Source organism: Micromonospora orduensis (assembly GCF_006228125.1).
In the GTDB taxonomy this organism is placed as follows: domain Bacteria; phylum Actinomycetota; class Actinomycetes; order Mycobacteriales; family Micromonosporaceae; genus Micromonospora; species Micromonospora orduensis.
This window is the reverse complement of record NZ_VDFY01000077.1, coordinates 1-17349: the sequence shown is the minus strand read 5'-3', so window position 1 is coordinate 17349 and position 17349 is coordinate 1. Positions and strand designations below refer to the sequence as shown.

The window sequence follows — 17349 nt, the reverse complement described above, 5'->3', positions numbered from 1 at the left end:
GCGGCGGGTCGTCCTGCTGGAGAGGCTCGTCGCACGCCTGCGATCCTGCCATCCACCCCCGACAGCGCGGGTGCCCCGGGTCAGGCCATGTTCACGTACTGCGTGACGAAGGCGGCCACCGCGTCCGCGATGAGCTGCACGGCAATCGCGGCCAGCAGCAGCCCGGCGATCCGGGTCAGCACCTCGATGCCACCGGGCCGGAGGATCTTCACGATTCCGCCGGAGAAGCGCAGGACGATCCAGACGGCGACCATCACGGCGAGGATCGCCACGGCGATCGCGCTGAACTCGCCCAGCCCGTCGGCCTGCTGGACGAAGAGCATGGTGGCCACGATGGCGCCCGGGCCGGCGAGCAGCGGGGTGCCCAGCGGCACCAGCGCGATGTTCGAGGTGACCTGCTGGCTCGGGTCGTCGGCCTTGCCGGTCAGCAGTTCCAGGGCGACCAGTACGAGCAGCAGTCCGCCGGCGGCCTGGAGCGCCGGCAGGTCGACGTGCAGGTAGTCGAGCAGGGTCTGGCCGGCCACCGCGAAGATCACGATGACGCCGAGCGCCAGCGCGACCGCCTGCCAGGCGGCGCGGTTGCGATCCCGGGCCGGCAGCGGGCCGGTCAGCGCCAGGAAGATCGGCATCATGCCCGGCGGGTCGGTGATCACCAGCAGGGTCACGAAGACCTCGCCGAACAGCTTCAGATCCACGTGATCAACCTAGCTGGGGCACGGTGGACGAAATACTCGGATCAGCCCGAAGCGACCTCGGTCACCCCGGCATCGACGATCCGCTCGTACGCCTCGACGCCCGTGGTGAAGGCGCCGAGCCGGACGGTCTTGTGGGTGCCGTGGAAGTCGGACGAGCCGGTGACCAGCAGGCCCAGCTCGGCGGCGAGGGCGCGTACGTGCGCCTGCTCGGCCGGGCTGTGGTCCTCGTGGTCGGCTTCCAGTCCGGCCAACCCGGCCGCGGCCAGGTCGGCGATCAGCTCGTCGGGCACCACCCGGCCGCGTCGGGTGGCCCGGGGATGGGCGAAGACCGGCACCCCGCCGGCCGCCCGGACCAGCCGGACGGCCCGGAACACGTCGATGTCCTCCTTGGGCAGCCGGTACCGCTCGCCCAGCCAGTCCGGACCGAACGCCTCCCCGGTGCTGCCGACCAGGCCCGCCCGGATCAACGACTGCGCGATGTGCGGTCGGCCTACGGTGCCACCGCCCGCGCCGGCCAGGATGTCCGGCCAGCTCACGTCGATGCCGTCGGCGCGCAGCAGCGCGACGATGCGTTCGCCGCGCTCCTCGCGGGCCGCGCGTACCCGGGCCAGCTCGGCTACGAGTTCCGGATGGTGCGGGTCGAACAGGTACGCCAGCAGGTGCAGCGGCACCGCCGGATCGGTGCCGGACCAGCGGCAGGACAGCTCCGCTCCCCGGATCAGGCGCAGCCCCGGTGGCAGCGCCCGTACCGCCGGCTCCCAGCCGGCGGTGGTGTCGTGGTCGGTGATCGCCAGGACGTCCAGCCCGGCTCGGGAGGCCGCCCGGACCAGCTCGGCCGGGCTCAGCGTGCCGTCGCTGGCCGTCGAGTGGGTGTGCATGTCGATCCGTGCTGCGGGGCCGGTACGCGAGATCACGGCCCCGACGGTACCCAGGAGGCCGGCGCCACCGTCAGGAGCCGGTCACCAGGACCGGACGGTCGCCCGGTCGCAGGTCGGCGACGGGGGACGGCTCGGCCGGCTTCCCGGCCCGTACCTGATCGACGTCGACCCGGACCAGTTGGCCGGCGCCGTCGACGTACGAGGCGGCCGATCCGGTCGTCCAGGCGACCGCGCCGGTCACCGGCGGACCGGCCGGCAGGGCGCTCAGGTCCGGACCGAGCCGGCGCAGGTCGACCAGCAGGGACCGGTCGACCTTGCCGACCTGCCCGTTCACCAGGAGCCACCGCCCGTCGGGTGAGATCCCGCCGGCACCGTCCGTGCTCAGTTGGGGGCCGCAGCCGGTGCCCACCGTCTTCAGGGCGGGCGTGGGGTCGAGCACGGCCAGGCAGGTGCCGCCCGGCTCGCCCGTGGCGACCTGACCGACCAACCGCCCGTCCGGCAGAGTGCCGTAGACGTTGAGGGTGCGCCGGCCGTCGTCCGGGGTCAGCTGCCCCGCACCCGGCCGCCACAGGGCGTGCCCCGGGGCGTCCGGATCGAGCCGGACCAGCACGCTGTCGCCGACGAACCGGACCGGCTCCGCCCCGGCCGGCACGGGCGTACGCGCCGAGCCGATGAGCTGGTTGCCGATCACTCCCGCCACCAGGAGGTCGGTGCCGTCGCGCCAGGCGACCTGACGGCCGTCGGGTGCCACGACGATCCCGCCCGCCCCGGCCAGCAGCACCTGCACCAGCCCGTCGTTCTGCGCGACCCAGAGGGATCGGCCGGCCGTGGTCTGCGCGCCGACCACAAGCAACCCTCCGCCGGCCGGCAGAGGTCGGGCGCTCTCGGCCGGCCCGACGCTTGGCAGTTCGAGCCGTTTCCCGTCGGCGCTGATCAGCGTCCCGCCGACGAGCAGGTCGGCGGACATGCCGGGCGAGGGCAGGGGGGCGGGCACGGTGGCCGTGGGGATCGGTCGGGCCGACGGGTCGGGGTCACCGATCACGACGATGGGTGAGCCCCGCCGGCCGGAGTCCTGACCGAGCTGGGCCATGCCGGTGCTGACCAGGACGGTGGCGATCGCCGCGAGGGTGAGACCGGCCGCGGTACGCCGGCGGCGGATCCGGTTCCCCCGGCGGATGGCCTGGCCGGCGGGGTCGGCGCTCAGCGGACGGGCGACGGCGACCCGGCGCGAGAGGGTCTCCCGCACCGCGCCTTCGATCTCGTCGGGCCGCACGTCGTATGGACGCGCCGGGCGGCCCGTCAGGTTGTCGAACCGGCCCCGGTACCCGCTCACTTCTTCTCTCCGGGGCCGGTGCCGACGGGCACGGCCGCCGGAGCGGGGGGCAGTTCGATCGACGGACCGATCGGGCGTGGGGTGGCCGGACGGGGAGCGGCCGGGTTGGGCACCGACCCCTCCGGCGTCGGCCGGGGTCGAGGCGTACCGCCGACGGCGGTGCCCCTCCGGCTTCCGGAGCCCGCGCCTCCGGCGGTGGCAGCCCGGCGGGTGCCGTTCGCCTCGCCCGGCGTGGCGGCTCCCCCGGACAGGTCCGGCACGGCGGATCCCATCCGGCGGCGCAGGGTGGCCAGCGCCCGGGACGCCTGGCTCTTCACGGTGCCGGGCGAGATGTCCAGCATCGCGGCGGTCTGCGCCTCGGACATGTCCTCGTAGTAGCGCAGCACCAGCACCGCACGCTGCCGCGTCGGCAGCTCTTTGAGGTGCCGCCAGAGCAGGTCACGGTCCAGTTGCTGCTCGATCTCGTCGACGCCGGCCCGTTCGGGCAGCACCTCGGTGGGGCGCTCACCGTGCCAGCGCCGCCGCCACCAGCTCGTCGACGTGTTGACCATCACCCGGCGGGCGTACGGCTCGACCGCCTCGATCCCGCCGAGGCGCTTCCACGCCAGGTAGGTCTTGGTGAGCGCCGTCTGGAGCAGATCCTCGGCCGTGGCCCAGTCACCGGTGAGCAGGTACGCGGTGCGCAGCAGCGCGGCGGAGCGAGCCGCGACGAACTCGCGAAACTCCTCCTCCAACGAGTCTCTGCTCGCCACCGCCCACCTCCCGCCACCCGGCCGTCCTGGCAGAGTGCCACGTCAGAGGCCGTCTGGTCCATGACGAAAGGTGCGCACTTGCTCCGATGTTCGGACGAAAACCTTCACGCCCCGTCGTCGGCCTTGGCCTCGTCGGCCTCCTTGCCCAGCCGGGCCTCCACCGCCTGCGGCTCGTACATCTCTTCCACCACACGCAGGTAGAGCTCGTTCGGGTTGGGCAGGTTCTTGATTTCCCGGAGGGCCTGCTCCTGGCCGGCGGACTCCAGCACGAAGGTGCCGTAGTTGAGCGCCCGGCCGGTCGGGGTCTGCTCGTACTTCATGTCGGTGACCCGGACCAGCGGCATCATGGCCACCTTGCGGGTGACGATGCCGTTGACCACCATGACCCGCTTGTTGGTCAGGATGAACCGGTCATACCACCAGTCGGCGACCTTCCAGGCCACCCAGCCCATCACCGCGAACCAGAGCAGCACGGCGATGGTCGTCAACGCCCCCACGTTCTGACCGGCGAGGAAGCCGGAGAGGTAGCCGAGCACGAAGGTCGCCGCCACGCCGACCAGCAGCGGGGTGGTGAGGTGGACCCAGTGCCGCTTCCACTCGCCCCGGTAGCGCTCGGTGGGGAAGAGGTAACGGGCCACCAGCGAGCTGGGCTCGTCCTCCAGCGGCAGCACCCGCCGAGGGGCCGCGCCGGTCGCGTCCGCGCGCAGCCCGGCCAGCTCGTCCTCGGAGATCTGCGGCGGCTGGTAGCCCGCCTCCGGATCGCGGATCCAGGCCCGGCCGGAACGACCCTCACCGGCGTAGCCGGGCCCGTCGCCGTAGCCGACGTCGTCCGACAGGGACGGCCCGTCGGACAGGCCGGGGCCAGCTCCGTAGCCCGGGCCGTCGTCCGGCCCGATCCGTGGGATCGGCTCGGTGTCCCGCTCGCGACGTTCCCGGTCGGGGTCGTCCGGGTCGAAGGGTGGACCGGAGGGGCTGCCCATCGGCGGCTAGGCGACGAGGCTGGTGAAGAAGTCGCCGAAGCCCTGGGCGATGTCGACGATGCCACCGCCGAGCGACTTGAACACATCCGCCGCCGAGTTTGGCCGGTAGGCGACGAAGAAGATCAAGAATGCGATTCCGGCCCAGGTGAGGACCTTCTTGACCATGGCGGGCCATCCTCTCGCGCGGCGCCGGGTCCCATTACCGCAGCGGCACCCAGAGTATCAGTGTGGTGTCGTACAGTGAATATCTGCGTCCGTTCTCCGTCAATCAGGGAAGGTTGTCAAGCCTTACCTGATAGGTGCGGGGACGGTGCGCCGTACACGAGCTCGGGCGGAGTCCACTCGGTCAGGTCGTGTAGCACGACATCTTCCGCGAGCAGGTGTCCCGCACTCGCCGGCCAGGCTATCGCATGCAGCCACATTCCCCGAGCCTCGCCGGCGTACGCGCTTCGATCCGCTCGTGAATTCACCAACCACAGTGGAGTCGGATGGCCGCCGACCCTGATCCGGGCCTGCCCCACGTGCTCCGGATGGCCTGGCCCGGGGTCGGTCAGCGCGTCGACCAGTTGCGGTCCCGGGTCCGGACCGGACAGTCCGGCGAGTCGCGTACCCAGGCCGACACCGGGCTCCTCCGCCACGAAGACCAGGTCGGCCGGGCCTCCACCGAGCGGCGCCGGGCCCGCGCAGGCCACGGCGGTCGCCCGCACACCGGTCCGCTCGTCCCCCGCGTACGCCACGCCGGTGAGGGTCCAGCCGGGCGGCAGCGGCCACGGACACCAGAGCGGCGTCACCGGCGCGTCCGCGGTCGCGGTGATGCGGTCCACCACACTCGCCACGATCTCCGGTCCGATGTGTTCGGGCACGTGCAGCGGCGGGACCGGCCCGCAACCCAGGCACCTCGACTCGGTGTGCATCAGATCCGGCCCCCGTACCGGGCCCCCGCATCTCGGACAACTCACCGCGACACTCACAACCCCACCGTCGTCCCGTACCGCCCGCACGTCAAGCCGGACCGTCCGATTGCGCTGGCGCGGCGCGGGATCAGTCCGGCGGCGGGCCCGCGTGGGTACGGATCCACGCGTGCATGGCGATCCCGCTGGCAACGCCCGCGTTGATCGACCTGGTGGAGCCGTACTGGGCGATGGAGTAGAGCTGGTCGCAGGCCGCGCGGGCCGGCTCGGAGAGGCCGGGCCCCTCCTGGCCGAACAGCAGCACGCAGTCCCGGGGCAGGGTGCCGGTCTCCAGCGGGAGCGAGCCGGGCAGATTGTCGATGCCGAAGACCGGCAGCCCCCGCCCGGCAGCCCAGTCGACGAACTCCTCGATCGTCTCGTGGTGACGGACGTGCTGGTACCGGTCGGTCACCATCGCGCCGCGCCGGTTCCACCGCCGACGTCCGACGATGTGCACCTCGGCGGCCATGAACGCGTTGGCGTTGCGGACCACAGTGCCGATGTTGAAGTCGTGCTGCCAGTTCTCGATGGCGACGTGGAAGCCGTGCCGGTGCCGGTCCAGGTCGGCGACGATCGCCTCGTGCCGCCAGTAGCGGTAGCGGTCGACCACGTTGCGCCGGTCGCCCTCGGCCAGCAACCGCGGGTCGTAGCGGGGGTCGTCCGGCGGGCTCCCCGGCCAGGGGCCCACACCCACCTCAAGCTGGTCGTCGGTCACGGTCATCAGAGGGTACGGACCGTCGCGGCGCACGCCGCGACGGCCCGCCGATGTCAGCCCAGACCGAGCGCGCCGCCGAGCCGGTCCAGGAAACGTCGGTCGGCCGGGCTCGGCGGCTGTCCGGCAGCGCCGGGTGCCGCCCGGCAGACCCGGGCCGCGACCGACTGCACCCACTGGCGGTACGCGGCCGAGTCGGCGGGGTCGGCGCGTCGGCGCAGGACCCGGACCGCCGCCCGGCAGGCGGCCAGCAGGTCCACCAGGTCGGTGAGCCGCTCGCCGGGCTGCGGGGCGCCGTCGTGGCGGGCGTAGATCGCGGCGACGACCGCACGGACGAGGTCACTGTCGAAGGCCCGCCCGGCCGCCACCGCGTCCAGGCCGGCGAGGCCCGCCGGGACGCCCCTCTCGGGACGGCCCGGCCCGGGAGCGGCGGCGGCCACGAGCACCCGACCGGGCAGGCTCGTGAGCAGGTCCCATTCGGCGGCGGAGTAGACAGCGGTGGTCAGCGGTGCGGCACGGCGGCCGGCCGAGGACGGCTCTCCGGCGACGGAGTGGCTCATCGGAACCTCCGGCGTCAGCATATGCCCCGAAACGGGACCAGGGCCCCACCCCGGCAGAACCTGCTGAGGGGAAGGAGCCCTGGTCCGGCGGCGTTCGGGACGCCACGTGCGTTCAGCGCGGGGTGGGGAAGCTCGGCCGCTCCGGGTCCACCCCGTCGGGGACTGCGCTGGCCGCGTACTCCCGCTTGGGGACCATGACCTTGCGGCGGAAGACGCAGACCATGGTGCCGTCCTGGTTGTAGCCGCGGGTCTCCACCGACACCACTCCCCGGTCGGGCTTGGAGCCGGACTCCCGCTTGTCCAGCACGGTGGTCTCGCCGTAGATGGTGTCGCCGTGGAAGGTGGGCGCCACGTGCCGCAGCGACTCGACCTCCAGGTTGGCGATCGCCTTGCCGCTGACGTCCGGCACGGACATGCCGAGCAGCAGCGAGTAGATGTAGTTGCCCACCACGACGTTGCGCTTGAACTGGCTGGCCGACTCGGCGTAGTGCGCGTCCATGTGCAGCGGGTGGTGGTTCATGGTGAGCAGGCAGAAGAGGTGGTCGTCGTACTCGGTGACGGTCTTGCCCGGCCAGTGCCGGTAGACCGCGCCGACCTCGAACTCCTCGTAGTAGCGGCCGAACTGCATCCTGGTCCCCTTCGACGGGCGGCGATGGAGTTCGGCACAGCATGCCTTACCGGTGGTTAAGGCGATCGGCGGGGCGGGACCACGGCGGAATTGTCACACCTGTCACTCGCACGGGGGGAGACGCAATGAGCGGCGGGGCCCTCCCCGGCACCCGCCGCCCACGCTCTGATGCGAGGAATTCTGCCCTACGGCGGCGAAGGTTCGACAGAGATCGAGGTCACATTTATCTTTTTGTAACACTACTCTCGGTGACTAAACATGAGTTGATCGGCGATCTCCGCAGGCCGGATACCTCCTTGTCAGGGCTCAAGTTACCGATTCGTAGTGCTCAATTGAGTGGATCTCCCTGGAAACGCTCCCATCACGGCTGGTCACGCAAGTGCGTCGTGCACTTGCGATCCGCACGACGGCACGGACAGACGCGGATCGATGGCCGTCGGAGCCCTCCGGCAGCCCGGAGCACGTTTCGCGCCCCACCGCCCGGGAATTCGATACGGTCAGCCCTGGTTCTACGGGACGTAGATAAACCGCGGTGATCGGAGAGTGCAATGGCAACCGTTGAGCTGACCTCGGCGAACTTCGACGAGGTGACCGGCAACGACGGCATCGTCCTGGTCGACTTCTGGGCCGACTGGTGTGGTCCGTGCAAGCGGTTCGCCCCGGTCTACGAGCGCTCCTCGGAGAAGCACCAGAACATCGTCTTCGGCAAGGTCGACACCGAGGCCCAGCAGGAGCTGGGCGCCAAGTTCGACATCCGGTCGATCCCGACGATCATGGCGATCCGCGACGGCGTCATCGTCTTCGCCCAGCCGGGTGCCCTTCCCGAGTCCGCCTTGGAGAACCTGATCGAGCAGGTCGAGGCTCTGGACATGGACGACGTCCGCAAGCAGCTGGCCGAGCACAACCACTGAGTCGTCCCCGCGACGACACGCGCAGGCCGGGCCCGGTGCGGGCCCGGCCTTCGTCGTACCCCCGGAAGAACGCGCATGATCACCTTCCCGGGCAGACCGAAGTGACCGTCGGTGGGACCCGACAGGGTCGGTACATCCCGTATCGTCACGACCCGATGGAGACCCTGACCACCCGCGGGCGCGTGACCCGGCTCGGCGCGACCGCCCTCGGCCTCGCCCTGCTGGTCGCTGGCACCTTCTGGGGCAGCGACGACGACTTCCCGTTCGGCCCGTTCCGGATGTACTCCACCTCGAACCCGCCGAACGCACCCGCTCCGGACACCCGGGTCGAGGGAGTGAACAGCGCCGGGGCCGTGATCGACCTCGACCAGGACTCGACAGGCATCCGCCGCGCCGAGATCGAGGGTCAGCAGGCCCGGTACGCCGCCGACCCGACGCTGCTCACCGAGGTCGCCGACGCGTACGCCGAACGCCACCCGGACGCCCCCAGGCTGGTCGAGGTCCGCATCGTGATCCGCTGGCACGGCATCCGCGCCGGCCGGCCGACCGGGCAGCACACCGACGAGACCGTCGTCCGCTGGCAGGCATCCCGATGACCCGCTGGCTGACCGAGGCCGTGCCCCGGGGGCGGGTGGCCGCGTTCCGGACCGTGATCTACCTCTTCGTCGCCGCCGACCTGGTGATCTTCACCCCCTGGGTACGCACCCGGGTCAGCGTGCCCGGCGACCTCTACCAACCGCTGCTGATCGGCCGCCTGCTCCCCCTGCCGACGCCGACAGCGGCGGTGGTGGCGGTGATCTTCTGGTCATTGCTGGTACTCGCGCTCCTCGCCGCGACCGGACGGGCGCCCCGCCTGCTCGGCTGGGCGGTCTGCGCGCTGTACCTGGAGTGGATGATCATCGCGATGAGCTACGGGAAGGTCGACCACGACCGGTTCGGGCTGCTCGTCGCGCTTGCCGTACTGCCCACCGCCGGTCGGGCCCGGCACGGCGACACCACACGCACCGAGGCCGGTGGCTGGGCCCTGCGCGTCACCCAGATCGCGGTGATCTGCACGTACTTCCTGGCCGCCTTCGCCAAGCTGCGCTTCGGCGGCCTGGACTGGCTGACCGGCTCGGTCCTGGCCCGGGCGATCATCCGGCGCGGCACCGACCTGGCGGACCTCATCGCCCAGGTGCCGTACCTGCTGATCGTCGCCCAGTTCGGCATCGTGGCGTTCGAGCTGCTCAGCCCGGTGGTCTTCTTCCTGCCACCCCGCTGGCGGCTCGCCATGGTCGGCTTCTTCTACTCGTTCCACGCGGTCACCATCGCGACCATCACCATCTCGTTCGCGCCGCACCTGGCCGCGATGACCAGCTTCCTGCCGCTGGAGCGGGTACGCCCGATCATCTGGGCCCGCCGGCTCGCCGGCCGCCCTGCGCCGGAGCCCCCGAAGGGCGCGGTCGACGACCAGGCCGAGCCCGGCACAGAGCCGGACCCGGAGTCTGTGTCGCCCGGCGGTCAGGCGCCGGTGGTCGGGCGACCAGCCGGGCCGTAGAGCCGCTCCCGGGCCTCCTGCGGCAGCGAGCAGGCGGCCGTACCGCCCGGCAGGCGATGCCTGTTGCGCGCCACCCAGCGGTACACCGGCCACGCCGCCGCGCGGGCCGGTGGAAACCGCAGGCCGGCCCCGGCGACCCGCCACAACGGGCCGCTCGCGGCGAGCAGCCTGGCGATGGCGTCCGGACCGGCGGCGCGGGAGCCGTCCGCGCCGACCCACTGCACGGCCTCCTCGCACTCGGCGGTCGTGAGGCCGAGCGCGTCGAGGTCGGCGAACTGCCAGGGCACCACCCGCGCGGTGGTGGGGATCCGGCGTTCGATGAACTCCGCACAGGCCGTGCAGAACGCGCAGTCACCGTCGTAGACGAAGGTCGACGTCTCCATGCCGTCCATCCTCCCCCGCCGGACCGTCGATCAGTCACGGGTGTCCGGCGGGTCACTTGCGCCAACCTCGTACACGTGTTCGAATAGTGGCCATGCGCTGGGACAACCTCACCGCTCCCCCGGTTGAGGGAGACCCCGAGCGGGCAGCGCCAGCGACGCCACCCCTGCCGCTGGCGCTGCCCGGCGCCGTCGCCCGCACGTTCGACACCCCCGAGTTCGCCGGGATGACCTTCTACGAGGTGCAGGCCAAGTCGATCCTCAACCGGGTGCCCGGGCAGTCCCGCGTCCCCTTCGAGTGGACGATCAACCCGTACCGGGGCTGTTCCCATGCGTGTGTGTACTGCCTGGGAGCGGAGACCCCGATCCTGATGGCGGACGGTCGCACGAAACCGATCAGCGACCTGGAACCAGGGGATCGGATCTACGGGACGGAACGACGCGGCGCCTACCGTCGCTACGTCGTCACCACCGTGCTGGACAAGTGGCCCACGGTGAAACCTGCATACCGGGTCACCTTGACGGACGGCACCACGCTCATCGCCAGCGGTGACCACCGGTTCCTCTCGGATCGTGGCTGGAAGTACGTCACCGGGGCCATGCAGGGTGTCGGCCAACGCCCCTACCTGACCACCAACAATCGCCTGATCGGCACGGGCCGTTTCGCAGCCGGCCCCAAGGAATCGCCCGACTACCGCCGGGGCTACCTCTGCGGGATGGTCCGCGGCGATGGGCAGCTCGGCACCTTCTCGTACGCCTACGGGGTCGTGCACCGGTTCCGGCTGGCGCTGGTCGATGACGAGGCGTTGAGTCGGAGCGAGCGCTACCTCGCCCGGGAGGGCATCCAGACACGACGTTTCTCGTTCATGCCCGCCAGCACCACCCGCCAGGCTCTTTCTGCGATCCGCACCTCCAAACAGCGCGACATCGAGAGCATCACCAAGCTGATCGAGTGGCCGGTCAACCCCAGCGACGAGTGGCGGCTTGGCTTCCTGGCCGGCATCTTCGACGCCGAGGGCAGTTGCAGCAGAGGCGTCCTGCGCATCAGCAACAGCGACGACGCGATCCTCGATCAGACAACGGAGGCACTGCGCCGGTTCGGGTTCAGCTGCGTGCTCGAAGACCCCGGTAAACCCAACCGCGTGCGGCAGATCAGATTGACAGGCGGCCTCCCCGCCCGGCTTCGGTTCTTCCACCTGACCGACCCGGCCATCACCAGGAAGCGCTCGATCGAGGGCACCGCACTGAAGTGCCAGGCCGACCTCAGGGTTGTCGACATTCAAGCGCTCGGGCTGGAATTGCCACTCTGGGACATCACCACTGGCACTGGTGACTTCATCGCCGACGGAGTCGTGAGCCACAACTGTTTCGCCAGAAATACCCACACTTATCTCGATCTCGATGCCGGAGCGGACTTCGACCGGCAGGTGATCGTCAAGGTCAACGCCGGTGAGCTGGTACGGCGGGAGCTGGCCGCGCCGAAGTGGCGGGGCGCGCACGTGGCCATGGGGACCAACGTGGACTGTTACCAGCGGGCCGAGGGCCGTTACCGGCTGATGCCGCAGATCATCGCGGCGCTGCGTGACTTCGCCAACCCGTTCTCGATCCTGACCAAGGGCACGCTGATCCTGCGGGATCTGCCGCTGCTGCGCCAGGCCGCCGAGGTGACCAGGGTCGGCATCTCCTACTCGGTCGGCTTCGTTGACGAGCAGCTCTGGCGTGGTGTCGAGCCGGGCACACCGCATCCGAGCCGTCGCCTGGACGCGGTCCGCCGACTCACCGACGCCGGCTTCGAGGTCGGGGTGCTGATGGCGCCGATCCTGCCCGGGCTCAGTGACGGCGACGAGTCGATCGACGCCACCGTGTCGGCGATCGCGGCCGCCGGGGCGACCAGCGTGACTCCACTGGCGCTGCACCTGCGCCCAGGCGCCCGGGAGTGGTACGCACAGTGGCTCGCCCGGGAGCACCCGCACCTCGCGCCCCGCTACCGCGAGCTCTACCGGGCCGGCGCGTACGCCCCGCAGGCGTACCAGCGGGAGCTGACCGCCCGGGTGCGGATCGCCGCCCGCCGCCACGGGCTGCACCGGGGCGAGCTGGGTGACAACCGTCGGCTGCCCGAGCCGCCCCCACCGCCGGCCGCCGAGCAACTGACCCTGCTCTAGACCTCAGGCGGCGTTACAGTCGGCGGGTGCGTACCGCTCAGCAGATCCTCGCCGACTCCGCCGTCATCGCCGTCGTGGGCGCGTCGCGCGACCCGCGCAAGGCCGCGCACGGCGTGCCGTTGCAGATGCAGCAGTACGGCTGGCGGATCATCCCGGTCAACCCGACCGTCGACGAACTCTTCGGCGAGCGGGCGTACCCGACGCTGGCCGACATCCCGCACCCGGTGGATCTGGTGGACGTGTTCCGGCCGGCGGCCGACGCCGTGCAGGTGGTCCGGGACGCGGCGGCGATCGGCGCTCCGGCCGTCTGGCTGCAACTGGGCATCGTCTCGGCCGAGGCACGACGGATCGCCGAGGAGGCCGGGATGGACTACGTCGAGGACCGCTGCCTCATCGTCGAGCGCGCCGCCGCCGGCCTGACCCGGCTCGGCTGACCCGGCGTCGATCCGATGGGCTCGGCCGTTTGTGCTGGCAGCCGGCCGGACCGGAAGCCGCCCACGGGCCGTGGGCACCAGGTGAACCGGCGTTGGCCCGAACGTCAGGCCGGCCGCATGAAGTCCGACGGCCGCTCTCCGGTGAAGGCGTTCCAGTCCCGGCAGTACTGCTGCGAGCGTGGGCCCAACTCGTGCCACACCCGACGAAGGTCGAAGCCCCGATCTGCCGCGGCCATCAGGGATTCGAGGAAGCCGGTCGCCACGGCGTCCTTCTCGGGCTGGTCGCCATCGGCCAGTACCGCGTCCAGGATTCGGAAGAAGGCGACACGTTCACTCGCGGGCACGTCGTCCACGCGCTCGGTGAGCGATTCGGCGAGGTGTGACAGGCGGAGCAGCAGAGGCGGATCGTCCGCGCCGCCCTCGTCGGCATCGGCTGCGGACGGGTTCGAGGTCCACCGCCGGACCAGGACCGCGTCCTGCGCTCCCAGCACGGGGTTCGTCGCCAGGAGTGGCCGCCACCACGGGGGAAGAGCCTTCACTGTCGCGCTACAGCGGTGCGAAATCGCGCGCAGGAGACGAGCGCGGCCACGTTGCCCCCGTAGTTCGTAGCAGTCGTTCAGGAGCCGTTGACCGACACTAGGCGGCGCGCGTCCATCCTCGATACGGGTTTCCCGGTGGTCGTACGCTGCCGGCATGGTCATCCCGCGGCGCGGCCGCGTACCGGCGTTGGGCGACGGGCTCTGGCCGCGCCGGATCCTGGCTCTGACGGCCGGGTTGGTGGTGGCCGCCGGGATCGCCGGTGGTTTGCTTCAGCTTCCTCGGATCAACCCGTCCACCGCCGTCCTGGCGGTCTGGTCGGCGTTCGGCCTGCGGTGGCTGACCGGGCGGTGGTGGCCACGGCGGACGGGGCATCTGCGCTGGCGGGAACGCGTCTGCGGCCTGGACGCTGTCGAACCGGGCCTGGTGGCACGCCGGTCGCTCGCCGGGTGGGTCGACCTGGCGGCCGGTGCGACCACGCTGATCGTGATCGGCGGGTGGCTGATCGCCAGCCTGCCCCCGCACGGCCGGTGGGTCGACCTGACGCGGCCGGTGCTCGCCGTCGGCGTCGCGGCCTGGCTCGGCCGTGGGGTCTACGAGGAGGCGCGCTTCACCGGACGGCTGGCGCTGGCCGCCAGCGCGATCCGGCACGGCCGCCGGATCGTGGACTGGACGAACATCGACCGGGTCAGCCCGCACCGGCGCGACGGCCGGTTGAACGGGGTGCGACTGCGGCCGGCGGTCTGGCAGTCGCTGCGGCCGGCGCCGGTGGTCGGCGGCCGGGACACGGCGGTGCCGGAGGACCGGCTGATCGCCGCACTCGAGAACTACCGGTTCCGACCGTGGGAGCTGGCCACCGAGCCGGACCAGGGGCAGCTCAGAGCTTGTACTCCTTGAGCAGGCCGCGGGAGATGATGGTCTTCTGGATCTCGGAGGTGCCCTCGCCGATGAGCAGGAACGGGGCCTCGCGCATCAGCCGCTCGATCTCGTACTCCTTGGAGTAGCCGTAGCCGCCGTGGATGCGGAACGCCTCCTGCACGACTTCTGCGCAGTACTCGGAGGCGAGCAGCTTGGCCATGCCGGCCTCGACGTCGTTGCGCTGGCCGGCGTCCTTGAGCCGGGCGGCATTGACCATGAGGGCGTGCGCGGCCTCGATCTTCGTACCCATCTCGGCGAGCTTGAACGCGATGGCCTGGTGCTTGGCGAGCGGCTGGCCGAAGGTTCTGCGCTGCTGGGCGTACTGCACGGCCAGCTCGAAGGCGCGGATGGAGATGCCGCAGGCGCGGGCGGCCACGTTGACGCGGCCCACCTCGATGCCGTCCATCATCTGGTAGAAGCCGCGGCCCACCTTGTCGGCGCCGCCGAGGATCGCCGAGTCGGGCACGGTCACGCCGTCGAGCACCATCTCGGTGGTCTCGACGCCCTTGTAGCCCATCTTGTCGATCTTGCCGGGGATGGTGAGGCCGGGTGCGGTCTCGCCGAAGCCCGGCTCCTTCTCCAGCAGGAAGGTGCTCATGTTGCCGTACACCGAGTCGGCGCCGGTGTCGGTCTTGACCAGGGTTGCCACCACCGAGGAGTACGCCCCGTTGGTCAGCCACATCTTCTGCCCGTTGAGCACGTAGCGGTCGCCGTCGCGGACCGCGCGGGACTTGATCGCCGAGACGTCGGAACCGGTCTCCGGCTCGGACATCGAGAAGGCGCCGCGCACCTCGCCGGTGGCCATCCTGGGCAGCAGCCGGGACTTCTGCTCGGCGGAGCCGTGCTGGGAGATCAGGTACGCCACGATGAAGTGGGTGTTGACGATGCCGGAGATCGACATCCAGCCCCGGGACAGCTGCTCCACCACGAGCGCGTAGGTGAGCAGCGACTCGCCGAGCCCGCCGTACTCCTCGTCGATGGTGAGGCCGAACAGCCCCATCTCGCGCATCCCGTCGAGGATGTCGGTGGGGTACTCGTCGGCGTGCTCCAGCCGCTGGGCGTGCGGGATGATCTCCTTGTCGGCGAACTCCCGGACGGTCTCCAGAATCGACTGCTGCACGTCGGTCAGGCCGGGCGTCTGGGCGAGTCGAGCCATCTCAGCCTCCGGGGATCAGCGCACTACTCATGGGTAACTGAACGCTCGGTCAGTATCGGCCTCCCGGGCCGGCGAGGCCAAGGTGACCAGTCCACACAACCGCTGTGAAAAGGTTCACCGCTGCGGGTAGCGTCCGGCAAGAGGGACTTTTCCGACACCGGCAGGAGGAGGACGCTGTGAGCCACCCGCCGCCGTCGGGACCACCGGGCGACGAGCCACCGCCGTCACCCTACGAGCCACCCCGGGACCAGTCGCCGTACGCGCCGGGCCAGCCGTCCTACGAGCCGCCCCCGGAGCGCTCGCCGTACGGGCCGCCAGCGGACGAACCGTCGCCGTACGGGCAGCCCGGGCCGCACCAGGCGGGGCACTGGGGCCAACAGCCGCCGTACGCCGCGCAGGGCCCCTACGGCCAGTACGGCCCACCGTCGGGCCCGGGTCGGGGCACGAACGTGCTGGCGATCCTGTCGCTGGTGTTCGCCTTCGTGTTCCCCCCGGCCGGCGCTGTGCTCGGCCACGTGGCCAAGCGGCAGATCCGCACCAGCGGCGAGGACGGCGACCAGCTCGCCACCTGGGGGCTGATCCTCGGCTACGCCTTCACCGCGCTGACCCTGCTGGCCTGCTGCGGCTGGCTGGCGCTTGTCATTTTCAGCAACACCGGCGACAGCGGCGGCTACTGACCCGCCACGCCGGTCAGCGGAAGCGCGCCTCCCGGACGCTGTTGCCGCCGTCCACCACCAGCATCTGGCCGGTGATGTACGAGGCAGCCGGCGAGCAGAGGAAGCTGATCGCCGCGGCGACCTCGTCCGGGGTGCCCGGTCGACCGACCGGCGTGCCCAGCCCCTGCTTGATCTCGGCCATCGTGGACGCCGCCGTGTAGATGGTGCCCGGCGCCACCGCGTTCACTGTCACCCCGTCGGCGATCATCTCCATGGCCAGCGCGCGGGTCAGCCCGACCACCCCGGCCTTCGCCGCCGCGTACGCGGCCTCGGTGGGCAGCGCGTTGACCGGGCCGGCCGTGGCCGACAGGTTGACGATCCGGCCCCAGCCGCGCTCCGCCATCCCGCCGATGAACGCCCTGCTGCACAGGAACGCGGTGGTCAGGTTGCGGTCGATCTCGCCGCGCCACTCGTCGTAGGTCAACTGTGCGACCGGCCGCAGCACCTCCGGGCTGGCCCGGCTCGCCAGGCCGGCGTTGTTGACAAGCACCTCCACGTCGCCCAACTGCTCGGCGACCGCGTCCGCCAGAGCGCCGACCTCGGACTCGTCGGTCAGGTCGGCGACGAAGCCGGTCACGCCCAGCTCACCGGCCCGGTCGTGGATGCGCCGCGTGGTGGAGACGATGGCCACCCGGGCGCCCAGGTCGGCGAGACGGCGGGCCGTGGCGTACCCGATGCCGTCCGCGCTGCCCGCCCCCGTCACGAGGGCGACCCGCCCGTCGAGCCGCATGGTCACCGGGTCGGCGAGCGCGACCGGCTCGTCGGGGCCGGGACCGCCGGCCGGCGTGGCCGCACGGGCCCGTCGCGCCATGCCGGGCCGGCTGACGTCCCGTCTCGGTCGACTGCCGGAGCGGTCCGCAGCACGCGCGTCTATTGCCATGCCAGGGATCCTGCCCGTTGCGACCGGCCCGAGCAACGCGGCACCCGGTAGCGGGGGCGTCGTGTTTACCCGCCGCTGGCTACCCTGACGGCGCACCCCGACCTGACGGAGACCTCGCATGACCAATTCCCCACCGCCCGGCGGCTGGACCGATCCCACGTGGTCGGCGCAGCCGTCCAGCGCGCCGCCGGACCCGACCCTCGTGGCCGGTCAGCCGGTGCCCACCCAGC

At 71.5% G+C, this 17349-nt stretch carries 21 protein-coding genes; 7 read left to right on the top strand and 14 right to left on the bottom strand.

Features of this window, described 5'->3' with window-relative positions; genetic code table 11:
* Positions 1–80 precede the first annotated feature (80 nt).
* The 10 genes from FHG89_RS02665 to FHG89_RS02625 all read right to left on the bottom strand — a co-directional run bounded on the left by FHG89_RS02665 (position 81) and on the right by FHG89_RS02625 (position 7488).
* Positions 81–695, bottom strand: a complete 615-nt coding sequence (locus tag FHG89_RS02665) for a MarC family protein (RefSeq protein WP_091394729.1) — start codon at positions 693–695, stop codon at positions 81–83.
* Between the two features lie 41 nt (positions 696–736).
* Positions 737–1573, bottom strand: coding sequence for a PHP domain-containing protein (locus FHG89_RS02660; protein ID WP_139582493.1), 837 nt, complete (start codon positions 1571–1573; stop codon positions 737–739).
* Between the two features lie 70 nt (positions 1574–1643).
* Entirely contained in the window at positions 1644–2906 is a 1263-nt protein-coding gene (locus FHG89_RS02655) for a hypothetical protein (protein WP_139582471.1), read from the bottom strand.
* The gene (locus tag FHG89_RS02650; RefSeq protein ID WP_139582469.1) at positions 2903–3658 is read right to left on the bottom strand and encodes a SigE family RNA polymerase sigma factor; all 756 of its coding nucleotides are present in this window, start codon (positions 3656–3658) and stop codon (positions 2903–2905) included. The genes FHG89_RS02655 and FHG89_RS02650 overlap by 4 nt, the downstream gene beginning before the upstream one ends.
* 104 nt (positions 3659–3762) lie before the next feature.
* On the bottom strand, positions 3763–4638 hold the full coding sequence (locus tag FHG89_RS02645) for a PH domain-containing protein (RefSeq protein ID WP_139582467.1): 876 nt from the start codon (positions 4636–4638) through the stop codon (positions 3763–3765).
* Positions 4639–4644: 6 nt separating this feature from the next.
* Positions 4645–4803 (bottom strand): hypothetical protein, encoded by a 159-nt coding sequence (locus tag FHG89_RS32755; protein ID WP_165942702.1) that lies wholly within the window; start codon positions 4801–4803, stop codon positions 4645–4647.
* 116 nt (positions 4804–4919) lie between these two features.
* Positions 4920–5597, bottom strand: a complete 678-nt coding sequence (locus FHG89_RS02640) for a DUF6758 family protein (protein ID WP_341874241.1) — start codon at positions 5595–5597, stop codon at positions 4920–4922.
* Between the two features lie 82 nt (positions 5598–5679).
* A complete protein-coding gene (locus tag FHG89_RS02635; RefSeq protein WP_139582492.1) occupies positions 5680–6303 on the bottom strand; it encodes a TrmH family RNA methyltransferase in 624 nt (207 codons plus the stop codon).
* 53 nt (positions 6304–6356) lie between these two features.
* The gene (locus FHG89_RS02630; RefSeq protein WP_208760837.1) at positions 6357–6881 is read right to left on the bottom strand and encodes a hypothetical protein; all 525 of its coding nucleotides are present in this window, start codon (positions 6879–6881) and stop codon (positions 6357–6359) included.
* A 91-nt stretch (positions 6882–6972) separates the two neighbouring features.
* Positions 6973–7488, bottom strand: a complete 516-nt coding sequence (locus FHG89_RS02625) for a MaoC family dehydratase (RefSeq protein ID WP_139582462.1) — start codon at positions 7486–7488, stop codon at positions 6973–6975.
* A 548-nt stretch (positions 7489–8036) separates the two neighbouring features.
* Between FHG89_RS02625 and trxA the strand changes: the two genes are divergently transcribed.
* The 3 genes from trxA to FHG89_RS02610 all read left to right on the top strand — a co-directional run bounded on the left by trxA (position 8037) and on the right by FHG89_RS02610 (position 9936).
* Positions 8037–8399 carry a thioredoxin gene (gene trxA, locus FHG89_RS02620; protein ID WP_030329190.1) on the top strand — a complete coding sequence of 121 codons (363 nt, stop codon included), beginning with the start codon at positions 8037–8039 and terminating at the stop codon, positions 8397–8399.
* 155 nt (positions 8400–8554) lie between these two features.
* Positions 8555–8995: a hypothetical protein gene (locus FHG89_RS02615; RefSeq protein ID WP_139582461.1), complete on the top strand. Its 441-nt coding sequence runs from the start codon at positions 8555–8557 to the stop codon at positions 8993–8995.
* Entirely contained in the window at positions 8992–9936 is a 945-nt protein-coding gene (locus FHG89_RS02610) for an HTTM domain-containing protein (protein WP_244295117.1), read from the top strand. Before FHG89_RS02615 ends, FHG89_RS02610 begins: the two co-directional genes overlap by 4 nt.
* Here the strand turns inward: FHG89_RS02610 and FHG89_RS02605 are convergent.
* Positions 9900–10319, bottom strand: a complete 420-nt coding sequence (locus FHG89_RS02605; protein ID WP_139582460.1) for a thiol-disulfide oxidoreductase DCC family protein — start codon at positions 10317–10319, stop codon at positions 9900–9902. The genes FHG89_RS02610 and FHG89_RS02605 overlap by 37 nt on opposite strands.
* A 92-nt stretch (positions 10320–10411) precedes the next feature.
* Here FHG89_RS02605 and FHG89_RS02600 point away from each other — a divergent pair, with 92 nt between their 5' ends.
* The gene (locus FHG89_RS02600; protein ID WP_139582458.1) at positions 10412–12478 is read left to right on the top strand and encodes an intein-containing Rv2578c family radical SAM protein; all 2067 of its coding nucleotides are present in this window, start codon (positions 10412–10414) and stop codon (positions 12476–12478) included.
* A gap of 26 nt (positions 12479–12504) precedes the next feature.
* On the top strand, positions 12505–12912 hold the full coding sequence (locus tag FHG89_RS02595; RefSeq protein ID WP_139582456.1) for a CoA-binding protein: 408 nt from the start codon (positions 12505–12507) through the stop codon (positions 12910–12912).
* Positions 12913–13016: 104 nt separating this feature from the next.
* Here the strand turns inward: FHG89_RS02595 and FHG89_RS02590 are convergent, their stop codons facing one another.
* The gene (locus FHG89_RS02590) at positions 13017–13403 is read right to left on the bottom strand and encodes a DUF7674 family protein (protein ID WP_139582455.1); all 387 of its coding nucleotides are present in this window, start codon (positions 13401–13403) and stop codon (positions 13017–13019) included.
* Between the two features lie 202 nt (positions 13404–13605).
* Here FHG89_RS02590 and FHG89_RS02585 point away from each other — a divergent pair, with 202 nt between their 5' ends.
* Positions 13606–14346, top strand: coding sequence for a hypothetical protein (locus FHG89_RS02585; RefSeq protein ID WP_139582453.1), 741 nt, complete (start codon positions 13606–13608; stop codon positions 14344–14346).
* On the opposite strand, the gene FHG89_RS02580 is transcribed toward FHG89_RS02585, so the two are convergent.
* Positions 14327–15523: an acyl-CoA dehydrogenase family protein gene (locus tag FHG89_RS02580; protein WP_139582451.1), complete on the bottom strand. Its 1197-nt coding sequence runs from the start codon at positions 15521–15523 to the stop codon at positions 14327–14329. The two genes, FHG89_RS02585 and FHG89_RS02580, sit on opposite strands and share 20 nt — an antisense overlap.
* Before the next feature lie 176 nt (positions 15524–15699).
* Here FHG89_RS02580 and FHG89_RS02575 point away from each other — a divergent pair, with 176 nt between their 5' ends.
* On the top strand, positions 15700–16200 hold the full coding sequence (locus FHG89_RS02575) for a DUF4190 domain-containing protein (RefSeq protein WP_139582449.1): 501 nt from the start codon (positions 15700–15702) through the stop codon (positions 16198–16200).
* Between the two features lie 13 nt (positions 16201–16213).
* Here the strand turns inward: FHG89_RS02575 and FHG89_RS02570 are convergent, their stop codons facing one another.
* On the bottom strand, positions 16214–17050 hold the full coding sequence (locus FHG89_RS02570; protein ID WP_208760839.1) for an SDR family NAD(P)-dependent oxidoreductase: 837 nt from the start codon (positions 17048–17050) through the stop codon (positions 16214–16216).
* Between the last annotated feature and the right edge of the window lie 299 nt (positions 17051–17349).